The organism is Arsenophonus nasoniae (assembly GCF_004768525.1).
In the GTDB taxonomy this organism is placed as follows: Bacteria; Pseudomonadota; Gammaproteobacteria; order Enterobacterales; family Enterobacteriaceae; genus Arsenophonus; species Arsenophonus nasoniae.
In genome coordinates this window covers 3,298,113-3,314,097 of the sequence record NZ_CP038613.1, presented here as the reverse complement: position 1 = coordinate 3,314,097, position 15,985 = coordinate 3,298,113, and the positions used below count along the sequence as shown (strand labels likewise).

Annotated in this window: 13 protein-coding genes and 2 pseudogenes; 10 read left to right on the top strand and 5 right to left on the bottom strand. The window is 38.3% G+C overall.

Features of this window, described 5'->3' with window-relative positions; all coding sequences use genetic code 11:
* The first annotated feature begins 233 nt into the window (after window positions 1–233).
* Complete coding sequence (locus tag ArsFIN_RS16775; protein WP_034250032.1) at window positions 234–626, top strand: hypothetical protein; 393 nt, start codon at window positions 234–236, stop codon at window positions 624–626.
* Window positions 626–964, top strand: a pseudogene (locus ArsFIN_RS28625) (tail fiber assembly protein); the annotation flags it as partial. The gene ArsFIN_RS16775 and the pseudogene ArsFIN_RS28625, both read left to right, overlap by 1 nt.
* Window positions 965–1,052: 88 nt before the next feature.
* On the opposite strand, the gene ArsFIN_RS16765 reads toward ArsFIN_RS28625, so the two are convergent.
* Window positions 1,053–2,212, bottom strand: a protein-coding gene (locus tag ArsFIN_RS16765) for an IS3 family transposase (protein WP_135678018.1) whose coding sequence is annotated in 2 segments (ribosomal slippage) — window positions 1,053–1,933 and window positions 1,933–2,212 — 1,161 coding nt in all. Because the reading frame shifts where the segments join, the coding sequence is not laid out codon by codon here.
* Window positions 2,213–2,279: 67 nt separating this feature from the next.
* Here ArsFIN_RS16765 and ArsFIN_RS16760 point away from each other — a divergent pair.
* The 7 genes and pseudogenes from ArsFIN_RS16760 to hemN form a co-directional block, all read left to right on the top strand.
* Window positions 2,280–2,555 (top strand): annotated as a pseudogene (locus tag ArsFIN_RS16760) (PhoU domain-containing protein); the annotation flags it as partial.
* 158 nt (window positions 2,556–2,713) lie between these two features.
* Window positions 2,714–3,538, top strand: coding sequence for an ABC transporter substrate-binding protein (locus ArsFIN_RS16755; protein ID WP_026823351.1), 825 nt, complete (start codon window positions 2,714–2,716; stop codon window positions 3,536–3,538).
* A 61-nt stretch (window positions 3,539–3,599) separates the two neighbouring features.
* Entirely contained in the window at window positions 3,600–4,337 is a 738-nt protein-coding gene (locus ArsFIN_RS16750; protein WP_026823350.1) for an amino acid ABC transporter permease, read from the top strand.
* 1 nt (window position 4,338) lies between these two features.
* Complete coding sequence (locus ArsFIN_RS16745) at window positions 4,339–5,073, top strand: amino acid ABC transporter permease (protein WP_026823349.1); 735 nt, start codon at window positions 4,339–4,341, stop codon at window positions 5,071–5,073.
* 259 nt (window positions 5,074–5,332) lie between these two features.
* A complete protein-coding gene (locus tag ArsFIN_RS16740) occupies window positions 5,333–6,661 on the top strand; it encodes an NCS2 family permease (protein WP_026823348.1) in 1,329 nt (442 codons plus the stop codon).
* Window positions 6,662–6,873: 212 nt separating this feature from the next.
* Window positions 6,874–7,344, top strand: a complete 471-nt coding sequence (yihI, locus tag ArsFIN_RS16735) for a Der GTPase-activating protein YihI (protein ID WP_338023298.1) — start codon at window positions 6,874–6,876, stop codon at window positions 7,342–7,344.
* A gap of 230 nt (window positions 7,345–7,574) precedes the next feature.
* Complete coding sequence (gene hemN, locus ArsFIN_RS16730; RefSeq protein WP_026823346.1) at window positions 7,575–8,948, top strand: oxygen-independent coproporphyrinogen III oxidase; 1,374 nt, start codon at window positions 7,575–7,577, stop codon at window positions 8,946–8,948.
* A gap of 45 nt (window positions 8,949–8,993) precedes the next feature.
* Here the strand turns inward: hemN and glnG are convergent, their stop codons facing one another.
* From glnG to argE, 4 genes are all read right to left on the bottom strand, one after another.
* Window positions 8,994–10,421 carry a nitrogen regulation protein NR(I) gene (glnG, locus tag ArsFIN_RS16725; RefSeq protein WP_026823345.1) on the bottom strand — a complete coding sequence of 476 codons (1,428 nt, stop codon included), beginning with the start codon at window positions 10,419–10,421 and terminating at the stop codon, window positions 8,994–8,996.
* Between the two features lie 9 nt (window positions 10,422–10,430).
* Window positions 10,431–11,471: a nitrogen regulation protein NR(II) gene (glnL, locus tag ArsFIN_RS16720; protein ID WP_026823344.1), complete on the bottom strand. Its 1,041-nt coding sequence runs from the start codon at window positions 11,469–11,471 to the stop codon at window positions 10,431–10,433.
* A 146-nt stretch (window positions 11,472–11,617) separates the two neighbouring features.
* Window positions 11,618–13,027, bottom strand: coding sequence for a glutamate--ammonia ligase (glnA, locus tag ArsFIN_RS16715; RefSeq protein ID WP_026823343.1), 1,410 nt, complete (start codon window positions 13,025–13,027; stop codon window positions 11,618–11,620).
* A gap of 264 nt (window positions 13,028–13,291) precedes the next feature.
* Window positions 13,292–14,446 (bottom strand): acetylornithine deacetylase, encoded by a 1,155-nt coding sequence (gene argE / locus ArsFIN_RS16710; RefSeq protein WP_026823342.1) that lies wholly within the window; start codon window positions 14,444–14,446, stop codon window positions 13,292–13,294.
* Between the two features lie 627 nt (window positions 14,447–15,073).
* On the opposite strand from argE, the gene oxyR reads away from it, so the two are divergent.
* On the top strand, window positions 15,074–15,976 hold the full coding sequence (oxyR, locus tag ArsFIN_RS16705; RefSeq protein WP_026823341.1) for a DNA-binding transcriptional regulator OxyR: 903 nt from the start codon (window positions 15,074–15,076) through the stop codon (window positions 15,974–15,976).
* The last annotated feature ends 9 nt before the right edge of the window (window positions 15,977–15,985 follow it).

The window sequence follows — 15,985 nt, the reverse complement described above, 5'->3', positions numbered from 1 at the left end:
TTTCTCACTCTCTATAAGCCTTTTAATTGCTTGGTTTGGTCAAAATTTTAGCTAAATTCTCGATGTTATAAAACCTTGGTTTAACGGAAACGGTAGATTGTGCAAAAAATGCACTGGATAAACGGACTGGTGGCACGGTCAATGGCGACATTATTTCACAGGGTGGCCAATTCTTATTGAAGGGGGATAACCGCAAGCATCTGGGTTTTCATAATCAGGATGGTAGCGTTCGCATGTGGCTCTACAAAGACAAGGGAGGTGATGGCGTCCGGCTAAATAACGGCAATGACGGTAGTGGAGATTGGGTATTCAATAAAAACGGGCATTTTTATTCCCCGCAGGCACTCCATGCCGCAGGCGCTACCTATCAAGAAGATGGCAATATTCACGGATCGGTCTGGGGCGGCCATCTCAGCGGATGGCTAAATAATACCTTTGTGCGCGATATTCGATTGGGACATATGCAAGAAGTCCAGGTATGGCGTGGGCCTGGTTATCGTGATGAACCGCCTCATGTGATTACCGGCGCGTATAACTGGAACTCTGATGAATATGTTGACCTCATTCAGCGGCGTCCTTTGCAAAAAAATATCAATGGTAACTGGATGAATGTGTGGTGTATGTAATGCAAAACCTTAAAAATTTTCAACGTTATCACCCTGAATCCTCTGACAAAAAAGCGCTAGAAAGCGCTATGGGTGTCATTTTTCTTATATCAGAAGACGGTCAGGACTGGTATGAGTGCCAGAAAAACTTTCAGCTAGATACGATGAAAGTCGAGTATGATGCCGACGGAGTGATACGTTCAATGGGCTATGATATCAGCGGTTTCTGTCCCGAAGGGTGCAGTGTAGCAGAAGTATCCGAATGGCCTAAAGAGGCAGCCCCTAACCGAAAATGGTGTTTTGTCGATGCTCAAGTCGTCCCACGCATCTACACGGCTGATGAACTCAGGGGGAAAACTACTCATAAAAAAAATTATCTACTTGAGCAGGCAACCAAAATGATTGCGCCATTGCAAGATGTAATGGTCAACAAATTCTGTAGAAGATCTAAGCGGCATTTTTTAGTTCATGATATTTTTGATGTGGCGTTAAATAACCAATCGTTGAATGGCGTCGATAATAATTGTAAAACTGAATATAATTTTCAACTTCACAGACAACAGATTGATGATTCATAAACGATAAACGGTTAAGTCTTTCTGTCTTTAAACTCCTAAAAAATCTTTCCATCACGGCATTATCGAGGCAATTACCTCGCGGACTCATGCTTTGAGTTATTTTCCGTTCAAAGAGGTGCGCCCTAAACTCCTCCGATGAATATTGGCAACCTTGATCTGAATGGAACATCAAACTTGTCGTATCCGGTAATTGCCGTTCAATTGCGTTATCTAAGGCTTCTTTCACTAATTTCGAATCCGGTTTTGTTGATAAGGCATAACCAATAATTTCTTTGGTGGCTAAATCCAACACACAGGCTAAATAGCTCCACCCATAGTGATGTCTAATATACGTGATATCCCCGACATAATAGTGATTATGCTGTTCAGGGGAAAATTGTCGTTTAAGCAAATTAGGGGCATATCGATGTTCGTTACCCGATGAGTGATAGTAGTGCTTTTTCGTTGGTCTAATTGCAACTAATTGATTTAATTTCATGATGTTCGATATTTTATAAGTGCCAATTTGGTGCCCTAAACCCTTTAACTCGGCTTGAATACGTCTTTTGCCATAAATTTGACCCGATGTATAAAAAATACGTTTGATTTCGCCACACAGTCTTTCATTTTCAACTGTCGGTATTTTCGTTTCATAATAAAAACTACTGCTGCTTACTTCAAAAAGATGGCATAACTCAGTGACCGTAAAATTGGGGTACATGATTTTCAGTTGCTTCACGATTTTGAGTTTTGATTGTCGAGGATGAAGTAAGCCGCGGCTTTTTTTAATATGTCATTATCCCTCTGAGCACGCTTAAGTTGAACTTCTAATTCTTGTATGCGCTGTTGCTCGGGTGTTAACGCTTTTGATTTTACAGGCGTATTCCCATTTAACTCGGCAAGATATTGTTGCTTCCATCGTGATACGGCAGATTTACCCGCACCGGATATTTTTTCAACTTGGATATTGCTATATCCACCTTCAACCATGAGTTTTGCATATTCCAGTTTTTGCTTTCCGCTAAAGGTTACTTTTACTTTTCGGGTCATATTTATACCTATAAGATTTTGCTTAATTATAAGCTATAAATCTCTACAGTTTTATTAGACCACTACAATGGATTTGGATGCAGCAATTGTGGTTTATTTGGAAGATAAAAAAGTTGATGAAGAGTATGAAGGAATTGTTCGCCAACTCATGACTTATATGATGGAAGATCCTCGCACTATTCCTAGTGTATTAACAGCCTTGTTTTGCGCGCGTTCCATTGAGCGAATAGGTGATCGTTGCCAAAATATTTGTGAATTTATTTTCTATTATTTAAAAGGGCAAGATTTTCGTCATTTAGGTGGGGATTTTGTGGAAAAAATGTTGACCAAAGGCAGTCATTAACAGGTTCTTCAGCCAATTATTTGATGATTATTTTTAGCTTATATTTATTCCATTTTGGAATAAATATAGATTTTTATATTATTTCCTGTTCTAACTGTGAATTGATAATTTGAGCTTGAATAAATATACAAAAATTTACAGTAAAGGGTAATAGTGAAATGAAATCCAATCTTATTACAACTTTATTATCTGTCGCATTAGCCTTAGTCACTGGGTTGGCAAAAGCAGATAAATTGGAAAGTATTAAAAAATCCGGTGTGATCCGTATTGCTGTTTTTGATAGTAATCCCCCTTTTGGCTTTATTGACGCTAAAACTAAAAAATTGGTGGGATATGACATTGATATTGCTGAAGCGATTGCTAATGATTTTGGGGTTAAATTAGTATTACGTCCAACTAATCCAGCGAATCGAATACCTCTATTAACAGGAGGTAAGGTGGATTTGATTGGCGCTAACTTTACTATTACCAATGAACGCGCTAAGCAAGTTGATTTTTCAATTCCTGATTTTGCCACTGGACAGAAGTTTATCGCACGTATTGGGGTATTAAAAACGCCTGATGACATTATTCCTTTACGTATCGGTGCGGATAAAGGAACAGTGCAGGAAATTACCCTACGTGAACGCTATCCCAATACTAAGGTAATATCTTATGATGATACTCCACTTGCTTTTGCAGCATTACGAAATGGTAATGTACAAGCTATTACTCAAGATGACGCCAAGCTGGTTGGTTTATTGGGGAACTTACCGGCAAAAATTAAAGCAGATTATGAGATCTCACCTTTTAGTCTTACCCGTGAATATCAGGCATTAGCAGCCGCTAAAGGTGAAACGAATTTGATCAATGCAGTAAATAATACTTTATTAAAATTAGAAAAAAGTGGTCAGGCGGAAATAATTTATAATCGTTGGTTTGGTCCAGCAACAAAAGCAGCACTACCGCGTGGTGATTTTAAATTTGCACCATTAGAAAAATAAGCAATATTATTTTTAATAAAAATACCTAAATGAGTACCTTCATCATAAATAGGTTATATCAATGTTTGAATACTTTTTTTCTACCCAGCTATTAGCACCTGAGTATTTTGATTGGATTTGGCAGGGTTTACTCATTACTATTGGGATCTCATTTTGTGCCATAGTCTTCTCATCCCTGTTAGGTTTTGTTGTCGTTGCTGCTAGAGATAGTCATATCGTATTTTTGCGTTGGTTGGCAATTAGTTATATTTCATTATTTCGTAATACACCATTATTAATACAGCTTTTTTTTTGGTACTTTGCCGTCGGCGGAATATTGCCGGAATCAGTTATGCAGTGGCTAAATACACCACATCAGCTCACTATTCTCGGTCTTCAGCTAGCATGGCCATCATTTGAGTTTTTGGCCGGGGTGATTGGATTAATCCTCTACTCTACGCCTTTCATTGCTGAAGAATTAAGAGCCGGTATCTATGGTGTAAAGCAAGGGCAAAATTTTGCTGCATTAGCATTAGGTTTATCTGATTGGCAAGCCATGCGTTATGTTGTTTTGCCCCAAGCGTTAAAAATCGCGATGCCGCCTTTGCTGGGTCAATATATGAATATTGTGAAAAACTCTTCCCTCACTATGGCGATTGGTGTTGCAGAACTTTCTTATGTTTCTCGTCAGATTGAAAGTCAAAGTTTACAAACCTTTACGGCATTTGGCCTGGCGACAATCCTTTATATTGCCATTATCGCTGTGATGGAAGCCTGGGGACAATGGCGTCAGCAGCGCCTATTAATAAAGGGACATTAACATGAATTTTGCAGTCATTGCTGAAAATTGGCGCTATCTGTTATTTGGTACATTTCCTGATGGCCCTTTAGAAGGTGCAGCACTGACACTGTTAATAAGTTTATTAGCAGGAGGTATCTCTATTTTTCTTGGCATTGCTGGTGGAATTGCATTAGCGATGTTAAAAGGTTGGTGGGCAAATTTATTGGCAGCTGTATTAGGTTTTTTTCGTGCTATACCGGTCATCATGTTGATTTTCTGGAGTTACTTTTTATTACCTGTTTTATTAGGCACGGATATTCCTGAATTGACGACTGTAATTTGTGCTTTAGCTTTGATCGCGTCAGCTTATTTGGCACATGGAGTAAAAGCCGGTATTTTGGCGATTGGCCAAGGGCAGTGGCAAGCGGGGATGTCGTTAGGTTTTACCCGTTGGGCGGTGTTATGGCATATTATACTGCCGCAAGCATTACGGATGATGCTCCCCTCCTTTATTAATCAGTGGATTGCATTAATTAAAGATACTTCATTGGCTTATATAGTCGGAGTGGCAGAATTATCATTTTTAGCAACTCAAGTGAATAATCGAGAAATGATTTATCCAATGGAAATTTTTCTATTTGTTGCCTTAATCTATTTCATTATGTGTTTTTCACTTGAGATGATAGCAAATCAAATCTTACGTCGTTTAGAGAAAAATCGGTCGTCACTAGCTTTATTGTCGGGTAAGCAGCTAAAACAGTTGGCTTCCCTATAATGTCCGCTATTTTATTTTTTTCCTTATATAGAGATAAATGAAAGATTGGCAACAAATGGTGATTTATTCGTTCGAATTTATGCCACACTCTTTTTGATTCCGCTAAGCTTTATTTTCACAGTGATTACTGAGTTGAATACTCATACACATCATTATGTCAGATAATTGTTTTTCTTTTTTCTATTTTATAATTAACTATTTGAATTAGTTTTATTGTAGGATAGAGCAAAAAAACTTTTTTTATTATTAGGCTATGTATATGAACAAAACAGATCCGATCAGACAACAGAGTCTGCTTCAGCGCATGTTTAAATTACAAGAACATGGCACGACAGTTCGAACAGAAATCATTGCTGGATTGACGACATTTTTGACAATGGTTTATATCGTTTTTGTTAATCCGCAAATTTTATCAATGGCGGGAATGGATATTAAAGCTGTTTTTGTCACTACCTGTCTAGTTGCGGCATTAGGTAGTATTATGATGGGCATGGTGGCCAATTTACCGGTTGCTGTCGCTCCTGCGATGGGATTAAATGCCTTTTTTGCTTTTGTCGTTGTTGGTGCTATGGGATATTCCTGGCAAGTAGCAATGGGGGCAATCTTCTGGGGAGCTGTTGGTTTATTTCTCTTAACGCTTTTTCATATTCGTTACTGGATTATTGCGCATATTCCCTTAAGCTTACGGGTTGGTATTACTAGCGGTATTGGTTTATTTATTGCCCTGATGGGATTAAAAAATGCGGGCATTATTGTTGCTAATCCGGATACTCTGGTCGCAATTGGTAATTTTTCTCAATCTAATGTGTTATTGGGGATCTTAGGATTTTTTATCATTGCCGTGTTAGCGGCTCGTAATATTCATGCTGCAGTCCTTGTTTCTATTGTGATCACCACGATTATTGGCATGATTATTGGTGATGTTCAATATAATGGTTTTTTTGCGTTACCACCTAGCATCATGACGGTGGTTGGACATGTGGATATGATTGGCTCATTAGATATTGCTTTGTCTGGCATTATTTTCTCTTTCATGCTAATTAATCTTTTTGATTCTTCAGGGACTTTAATTGGAGTTACTGATAAAGCGGGTTTGGCTGATAAGACGGGTAAATTTCCACAGATGAAACAAGCACTTTATGTTGATAGTTTAAGCTCAGTTGCAGGTAGCACAATGGGAACATCTTCAGTCACTGCCTATATTGAAAGTAGTGCTGGGGTGGCGATAGGTGGACGTACTGGATTAACTGCAATTGTGGTTGGCTTGCTATTTTTATTAACCATTTTTATTTCACCGTTAGCCAGTATGGTACCCGCCTATGCAACAGCTGGCGCACTAATCTATGTTGGTGTTCTGATGACATCCAGCCTAACACGTGTTAAGTGGCATGATTTAACCGAGTCAGTGCCCGCTTTTATCACAGCAGTTATGATGCCTTTTAGTTTTTCAATCACAGAAGGTATCGCGTTAGGTTTTATTGCTTATTGTGTAATGAAAATAGGGACAGGACGGTGGCGTGAAATTGGTTTGGCCGTCGTTATTGTGGCACTATTATTTATTGCAAAAATTATTTTGGTGGATGCGTAATAGGATTAATACATTATCTGAATAATAAATTTATTTAAATTACTTCGGTAACAATTTTATCGAAGTTTTAATTTATTCTAATTTTACTGTAGCTAGTATAAGTCATCTATATATCATATTATTGTGTTAAATAGAGAATTGAAATCCGCAATGAGAGAAAACCGGTTATGTCTGGCCATAAAAAAAAACCTGCTGTAAAAGCAGCAAATAAAATGAAAAAAAATCGTGAAGCGCTCAATTTAGCCAGCCGAGAACGAAAAAAACAGAAAAAAAAGCGTGGTCACGTAGCAGGTAGCCGTTATCAAAATAGAACTGACGCACAAAATAGCAATCGTCCGTTGATGGAGAAAGATCCTCGTATTGGCAGTAAGAAACCGATATCACTATTGATTGACGGTAAAGAAGAAAAAGCCTTAAATAGCAACAAGCCAAAAATAAGTAAGGTAGAAAAATCAATATTAGCACCAGAAGAAGAGTTGGCATTATTGGAAAATGACGAGCGCCTAGCCACGTTGTTAACTCATCTTGAAGAAGGTAAAACATTAGCCAAAGAGGAAATGGCTTATGTAGATAAACAACTGGAGCGAATTGATTGCTTGTTGAAAATAGTTGGTATTGAGCTTGATGACGAAGGCGATGATGATAAACCGGATGACATTATGCGGCTTTTGAAAGGGAAGTAAGCATTGTTCATCCTATCATTATATAATCATAAAAATGCGTGTTATTACCTAATAAAATAGTAATATTGGCTGCTGATAAATTATAAATAACTTATCAGTAATTATTTTTGCTGAATGTATTCTTTACATCAGATTAAGATAATTTTTTATCACTTAAGACGGTAGTAATAAATAGAGTAATGTGAGTTTGGCTATAAGATAGGAGATAGCCATTATTGAAGGATAAAAAAATGTCAGAGCAGAGTATTATTTGGGATCTCTCCCTTATTCAAAAATATAACTATGCTGGGCCCAGGTATACCTCTTATCCTACTGCGTTAGAATTTAACCACAATTATAGTGATAGTGATTTTGCTATTGCTGCTAGTCGCTATCCTGACAGGCCCCTGTCTCTATATGTACATATCCCGTTTTGTCATAAGCTGTGTTATTTCTGTGGCTGTAATAAGCTGGTGACTCGCCATAAACATAAAGTAGATAACTATCTGTTGGTTTTAGAAAAAGAGATCATAAAACAAGCGCAATTATTTACCAATCGAACTGTGATCCAAATGCATTGGGGAGGGGGAACACCAACCTATTTGGATAAATCCCAGCTCAGTCAACTAATGGCAATGTTAAAATCACACTTTAATTTTGCCGTTGATGCCGAAATATCAATTGAAATTGATCCGCGAGAAATAGAATTGCATATTATTGATCACTTGCGGTGTGAGGGTTTTAACCGCCTGAGTATGGGTGTGCAGGATTTTAATAAACAGGTACAACATTTAGTTAACCGTCAGCAGGATGAAGCGTTTATTTTTGCTTTGGTACAACGTGCACGTGAGGTGGGGTTTAATTCTACCAGTATCGATCTAATTTATGGTTTACCTAAACAGACAGCGGAAACTTTTGCTTTTACTTTAGAGCGCGTATTAGCACTTTCCCCTGATCGTTTAAGTGTTTTTAATTATGCCCATATGCCTCATCTTTTTGCTGCACAACGCAAAATTAAAACACAGGATCTACCAACAGCAGAACAAAAACTGGCTATTTTACAGCAAACGATTTTCACCTTGACACAAAATGGTTACCAATTTATTGGTATGGATCATTTTGCTAAACCTAAGGACGAATTGGCTATTGCACAACGTAATGGGGTCTTACATCGTAATTTTCAGGGCTATACCACCCAGCAAAACTGTGATTTACTTGGACTGGGGGTATCTGCAATTAGCATGTTAGGTGATCATTATGCGCAAAATCAAAAAGATTTAAACGCTTACTATCAAGCTATTGAAAATCATCAACATGCAATATGGAAAGGTTTATCCTTGACCCAGGATGATTGTATTCGGCGTGATGTGATCAAAACTTTAATCTGTAATTTTCAACTGGTTTATAGTGATATTGAACAGCGTTATCAAATTGATTTTAAGGATTATTTTTTTGCAGATTTGCAGTTATTACAACCGATGATAGCAGATGGTTTAGTGATTGTTGGTCAAAGAGAGCTACAGATTACCGCTAAAGGTCGTTTGTTGATCCGTAATATATGTATGTGTTTTGATATTTATTTGCGCAACCAAATGCGGCAACGTCAATTTTCACGAGTGATTTAGTTGGTTAAAGAGGATAGCATAGCCATATATTTCAGCTCTTTTTTACTAGGACATACCAAATTCTTTCAACTTACGGGTAAGGGTATTTCTCCCCCAACCGAGTAAGCGAGCGGCTTCTTGTTTATGACCTTTGGTATAGGTTAAAGCACATTCAAGCATGGTACGTTCAATCTGCGGTAATACTTGCTGTAGTAAATTCTGTTTATTATTTTCGAGCGCTGTTTTTGTCCAATTAGCCAGTGGATCAAGCCATTTTTCGTTATTTGTCGCTAGTGTCTTTTTAGGTGAATAAAGAAATTGTTGATTTTGTTGCAGATCGCTTGGCAGATCTTGCGGTAATATCATTTGGCTGGAAGACATCACGGTAAGCCAACTGCAGACATTTTCTAACTGGCGCACGTTACCCGACCAAGGTAAAGACATTAAGATCGTTTCTGTCTGAGGCGCCAAAATTTTGCTCTCCACACCAAGTTGTTGTGCGGTCTGGTGGAGGAAATAGCGGGCTAAATGCGGAATATCTTCAGTCCGTTCACGCAATGGTGGCAGAGGAATACGGATGACATTAAGACGATGAAAGAGATCTTCTCTAAATTTGCCTTCTTGTACTAATTGTTCAAGGCATTGATGGGTAGCGGCAATGATACGGACATCAACTTTAATGGGTGTATAACCACCGACTCGATAAAACTGGCCTTCAGCCAATACGCGTAACAGGCGGGTTTGAATATCAAGTGGCATATCACCGATTTCATCGAGAAAAAGTGAACCGCCATGCGCTTGTTCGAAACGTCCCTGCCTGACCTGGCTGGCACCAGTAAAAGCGCCTTTTTCATGACCAAATAACTCAGATTCAATCAGATCTTTAGGAATAGCTGCCATATTTAGCGCAATAAAGGGCCCAGTTGCTTTAGGGCTATGACGATGAAGCGCATCCGCAATTAACTCTTTACCAGTGCCAGATTCACCGTTAATAAGTACACTAATTGAGGAGCGAGATAAGCGACCGATAATTCGATACACTTCCTGCATGGCGGGTGCTTCACCAATAATTTTGCTGACAGCAGCCGTTGGTGGAGAATTTGATCTGGTATTTGGTTGTTGATTGCGATAATAATTCAGTGCGCGTTTAACTAACAATATTGTTTCGTCAATATCGAAAGGTTTTGGCAAGTAATCAAAAGCACCTTGTTGATAGGCATTAACTGCCGTATTCAGATCTGAATGGGCAGTCATAATAATAATCGGTAATTTAGGATGGCTCTGTTTAAGTCGTGTCAGCAGGGTTAACCCATCGTTATCTGGCATATGAATATCGGAAATTAGAACATCCGGACAGGTTTTTTCTAATGCTATTAATACACTTTGAATATCTTCAAAGCTAGTACATTCCATGTGGGCATTGTTTAACGCGCGTTCTAAAACCCACCGAATGGCACTATCATCATCAACGATCCACACCTTACCTTTTTGCATATCAGTTACCTAATTCTTAATAGGAAGATAAATCGAAAATTGCGTATGGCCAGGCCAACTAGAAAATTCGATTCTACCAGCATGCTGGTCAATAATATTTTGTGCAATTGAGAGTCCTAAGCCATTGCCACCTTTATGATGACTTACCATCGGATAGAACAGCGTATCTTGTATCTGTGATGGAATACCTGGACCATTATCTTCAATATCGATACGGGCGGCAAGCCGATACGTTTTTCCGTGTAATGTCACATGAAACGCTGTGCGAGTCCGCATAGTCAAGGTTCCACCGTTTTCTTCCATTGCTTGTATCGCGTTTTGGCTTATATTAAGTAACACTTGTTCAATTTGTTCGGGATAGTGTGGTAATTCAGGTAAACTAGGATCATAGTCTTTTATTAATTTAATATTTTCCGGTAGCGTCAGTGATATTAAATAGTAAGTACGCTCAACAACCTGGTGGATACTTTGTGTTGTTTTCAAACCGGGATGTTGAGGGCCGAGTAGACGATCAACGAGATTGCGTAAGCGATCGGCTTGCTCAATAATGACTTGGGTATATTCTAACTGCTCAGAACTAGAAAGGGTTTTGGCTAACAGTTGAGCTGCGCCACGTAAACCCCCTAACGGGTTTTTTATTTCATGGGCTAAAGTTCGGATTAAGTCACGTGATAGGATTTGTAATGATTGTTCTTGCTCTAAACGGCGATAGGAATTGACCGGCGAAAATTCTAGTAAAATAAAGCCTTGTGAAATGGGCTGCGCACTGATAGTCACGTTATAAGAGTGATTATTGATAACCAGAGTGACTTCATTATCGGTAAAACTTTTATTTTTTTTTATTTTTTTTTGCATTAAATCCATATCAAACGAACAATAATCAAAAAGAATTGGTAGCGGTGTACCCAGCAATTTTCTTGGATTAGCTGAAAAAAATTGGCGGCTAGCATAATTAGCGTACTGGATGATGAGTTTATTATCCAGTAAGAGAATATTATGCAACAAGCAATCTAAGATATGATCGGCAATGGGTAATTTATCAATTTTCACGTAGTTTTACTCCTGCACCTTTTTAGTGCATATTAACATATTTGAGTATAAACCAAGTATTTTTGTTCAATAATTAGGCAGAAAAAACCTCATCAAATGATGAGGTAATATAACACAACAAAAAATACCCAGCGGAGAAGGGTTTATCAGACGCTGTAGTACATTTCGAACTCTAATGGATGAGGTGCCATCTGAATACGTTGAACATCATTTTTTAATAAGTTGATATAGGCGTCTATCGTTTCATCAGTAAATACTTCACCGCGTTTCAAAAATTCGCGATCTATATCCAACGCATGCAGGGCTTCTTCCAGTGAACTGGCAACAGTTGGGATCTCTTGTGCTTCTTCCGCAGGTAAGTCATATAAATTTTTATCCATCGCTTCTCCGGGATGAATTTTATTCATAATTCCATCGAGACCTGCCATTAATTGTGCAGCAAAGGCTAAGTAAGGATTAGCCGCCGGATCAGGAAAACGAACTTCAATCCGTGATGCTCTCGGATTGGCAACCATTGGAATGCGAATAGAAGCTGACCGGTTACGCGCTGAATAAGCCAACATTACCGGTGCTTCGAAACCAGGTACTAGACGCTTATAGGAGTTGGTGGTTGGATTCGTAAAGGCATTTAAAGCACGCGCATGTTTAATAATACCATCAATGTAATAAAGGGCTGTTTCAGATAGCCCACCATATTTATTACCGGCAAACAAGTTGGTGCCATTTTTTTCCAGCGACATATGACAATGCATGCCAGAGCCGTTATCACCCACGAGTGGCTTTGGCATAAATGTCGCTGTTTTGCCAAAAGCATGAGCAATATTATGCACGACGTATTTGTATATTTGTGTTTCATCGGCTTTTTTGGTCATTGTATTAAAACGGGTAGCGACCTCATTTTGGCCTGCGGTGGCAACCTCATGGTGGTGTGCTTCGACAATTAAACCCATTTTCTCCATGGTGGAACACATGGCGGAGCGCATATTTTGAGAGGAATCAACGGGTGGGACAGGAAAATAACCCCCTTTAACGCTTGGTCGATGACCTTTATTGCCATCTTCATAGTGTGCGCCAGAATTCCAGGCTGCTTCGATATCGTCGATATGATAATAAGCACCAGAAATATTGTTGCCAAAGCGAATATCATCAAACACAAAGAATTCAGGTTCAGGTCCAAATAATACCGTATCGGCGATACCGCTACTGCGTAAGAAATTTTCGGCGCGTTTAGAAATTGAACGTGGATCGCGTTGGTAGCCCTGATGGGTATGGGGCTCTAGGATATCACAGCGAATAATTAGGGTTGAATCACTAAAAAAAGGATCTAGCACTGCCGTCTCGGGATCAGGCATAAGCATCATATCTGATTCATTAATTCCTTTCCAACCGGCAATAGAGGAGCCGTCAAACATTTTTCCCTCTTCAAAGAAATCTTCGTTGATTTGGTGAGCAGGAATAGTGATATGTTGCTCTTTACCTCTGGTATCGGTAAAGCGTAGATCAATATATTTAACATGGTGCTCTTTGATCATGGATAAAACATGCTCAACAGACATAAAGCTTCTCCTGATTGGATCCTACTTTTGAACGATAGTGCCAAAAAGTTTCATTAAAGTTGTTAATTAATCATTAAGCGAAAATCATGCCAAATTATTTATAACCTAGAATAAATGCTTTTTGAATGATTTATGAGTAAATAATAATAAATTGAATAGTAAATTGCACTATTTGTGTGCGTTTTAGACGCCTAAAATGCACACAAATAGTGCAATAAACGAAAGGAATACGAACTTGCCTTATTTGATTTCCTATGTAGTGGTTTATTTTTTCAAACAAAAATGGGTTATCATTTGTGAAAGTAATGCAATTGTTGGTTTTATATATTTAATTTCAATAAATTCATCAGGTTGATGCGCTTGCTCTATCGAGCCTGGACCTAATATTAATGTTGGACAGCGAGTTTGAATAAAAGGTGCTTCGGTGCAGTAATTAACGGTTTGTGCTTTCTTGTTTAATAAATTTTCAATTATTTTCAACATCTTATGATTTATTGGGCATTCAAAACCAGGAATAGCAGGATGTAGTTCCTCGATAGTAATGCGATTAGGCCAACGATGTTTAATCGGTTCAAGTGCGGCATGCAATAATTCATCCAAATTTTGTAGTGATAGACCAGGTAGTGGGCGAATATCGATATGTAGTTCACAGCATCCACAAATTCGATTTACTGCATCCCCGCCATGAATATGTCCAAAATTCATTGTTGGGTAGGGAATAGCAAATGCCTTGTGATGGTAATCAGTTTTTAGTCTATTTCTAAGCATAATTAACTGACTAATGGTTTCATGCATTAATTCAATCGCATTGATACCCTTTGCTGGATCACTTGAATGGCCTGATTGACCGGTAATGCGGATGGCATTGGCGATATGCCCCTTATGAGCGCGAATGGGTCGTAGTGAAGTTGGCTCGCCAATAATCGCCAATTCAGGCTGAATTTCAGCCGTTGTGGCAAAATAACGTGCCCCTGCCATGGTGGTTTCTTCATCAGCAGTTGCCAAAATATAGATGGGATGCTGTAACTGATAAATATCGATATTGCGTAAGGCATCAATAATAAAAGCGAAAAATCCTTTCATATCTGCGCTGCCTAAACCATATAATTTGTTGCTATATTCCGTTAATTGGAAAGGATCTTTTGTCCAGCGCCCTTCATCAAAAGGAACCGTATCAGTATGCCCACAGAGTAGTAATCCCTCCTCTCCTTGACCAAAAGTAGCCAGTAAATTGAATTTATGGCGAGTTTCTGGCACCGGTTGAATGGTTATTTTTCCACCTAGCGTCTTTAGCCATTCTGCCAGTAGATTAATTAATGCTTCATTACTTTGATCGCGTCTTGCATCGACAGAACTAATTGATGGTATGGCAATTAATTGACGATATAACTCAATAAATGTCGGGAGTTTCGCTTTCACTGCTACCAGCCTTAATGACTAAAATTTCAATACTCATGCATTTCTTTGAATAAAAATACAGTAATTAATATTAGTTCAGTGTACAAGATTTATTAATGAGAATGTTAATGATACTAATTTTTCCTTGAATCCATAACCCCAATATACACAGGAAAAAAGGAAAATTAATGGTGTATAGGTTCGTCATTATAATATATATTTCGATATAAAGATTTTATTTAAGAATTAAAAAATATTTGCCATAACATAATAATACTATTAATAAAATAATTATCGCAATGGGTCGATTTAAATTAAACAATGGCAATTAATTTGACCATAAGAGTTCAGTCAAGCCTTTATTGGTGATGTATACAATCGATGCTTAGTGAATCTGAATATTCTGTAAATATAGCGTTGAGGCTGTGTTTTATGGCCGCAAGTTAGTTGTGCAATTTTAGCAACTCAGCAGAATCAGTCACTGGCGATAAACAACTCACCGTGCAAACGTTTAATTTCATTGTTTTTATCTATGAATTACAAAAATAAATTTTATTGCTGAATTTTTTCGTTGATAGGAAAACTGGATCCATTATGATGAATAGATAGGTTGATTCTATCAAATTTATATTTAGGGAAGGAATAGGCATGAATATTCGTGATTTGGAGTACCTTGTTGCATTAGCTGAGCATAAACATTTTCGGCGTGCTGCAGATGCCTGCCATGTTAGTCAACCGACCCTAAGCGGTCAAATTCGTAAATTGGAAGACGATTTAGGGGTTATGTTGTTAGAACGAACAAGCCGAAAGGTTTTGTTTACTCAGCAGGGATTATTATTAGTTGAACAAGCTAGAACAGTACTGCGAGAAGTTAAAATATTGCAGGAAATGGCTTCCTTACAAGGTGAAAGCATGTCAGGCCCGTTACACATAGGATTAATTCCTACCATTGGTCCTTATCTTTTGCCTCACATCATTCCAGAATTACACCGTTTATTTCCTAAACTGGAGATGTATTTACATGAAGCACAGACACACCATCTGTTAGCACAATTAAATAATGGTAAACTGGATTGTGCAATATTAGCGCAAGTGAAAGAGACTGAAGCTTTTATTGAAATTCCTCTTTATGAGGAACCTATGCGATTAGCCATTTATGAAGAGCATCCGTGGTTCAATCGTAAGGAAATTGAGATGCAAGAGCTTGTTGGGCAGAAATTACTCATGTTGGAGGATGGTCACTGTTTACGTGATCAAGCGATGGGATATTGTTTTCAGGTCGGGGCCAAAGATGATACCCACTTTCGTGCCACCAGTTTGGAAACATTACGTAACATGGTGGCAGCTGGCAGTGGTATAACACTTTTGCCAGATTTATCGGTGCCGAAAGAGATAAAACGTGATGGCGTCTATTATCTTGATTGTATTAACCCTGTTCCTTCACGTTCGATTGTTTTAGTTTATCGACCTGGTTCACCGCTTAGAAGTTGTCATGAACAATTTGCTGAGGCAATACGTAAACAAATGCAGCGATACTATAGTAAAAATTAATTGTTAACT

What these genes read in the sequence shown, in the direction of transcription:
- ArsFIN_RS16775 (WP_034250032.1), top strand. Translation starts at nt 234, where the DNA reads ATGTGGCTCTACAAAGACAAGGGAGGTGATGGCGTCCGGCTAAATAAC.
- ArsFIN_RS16755 (WP_026823351.1), top strand. Translation starts at nt 2,714, where the DNA reads ATGAAATCCAATCTTATTACAACTTTATTATCTGTCGCATTAGCCTTA.
- ArsFIN_RS16750 (WP_026823350.1), top strand. Translation starts at nt 3,600, where the DNA reads ATGTTTGAATACTTTTTTTCTACCCAGCTATTAGCACCTGAGTATTTT.
- ArsFIN_RS16745 (WP_026823349.1), top strand. Translation starts at nt 4,339, where the DNA reads ATGAATTTTGCAGTCATTGCTGAAAATTGGCGCTATCTGTTATTTGGT.
- ArsFIN_RS16740 (WP_026823348.1), top strand. Translation starts at nt 5,333, where the DNA reads ATGAACAAAACAGATCCGATCAGACAACAGAGTCTGCTTCAGCGCATG.
- yihI (WP_338023298.1), top strand. Translation starts at nt 6,874, where the DNA reads ATGAAAAAAAATCGTGAAGCGCTCAATTTAGCCAGCCGAGAACGAAAA.
- hemN (WP_026823346.1), top strand. Translation starts at nt 7,575, where the DNA reads ATGTCAGAGCAGAGTATTATTTGGGATCTCTCCCTTATTCAAAAATAT.
- glnG (WP_026823345.1), bottom strand. Translation starts at nt 10,421, where the DNA reads ATGCAAAAAGGTAAGGTGTGGATCGTTGATGATGATAGTGCCATTCGG.
- glnA (WP_026823343.1), bottom strand. Translation starts at nt 13,027, where the DNA reads ATGTCTGTTGAGCATGTTTTATCCATGATCAAAGAGCACCATGTTAAA.
- oxyR (WP_026823341.1), top strand. Translation starts at nt 15,074, where the DNA reads ATGAATATTCGTGATTTGGAGTACCTTGTTGCATTAGCTGAGCATAAA.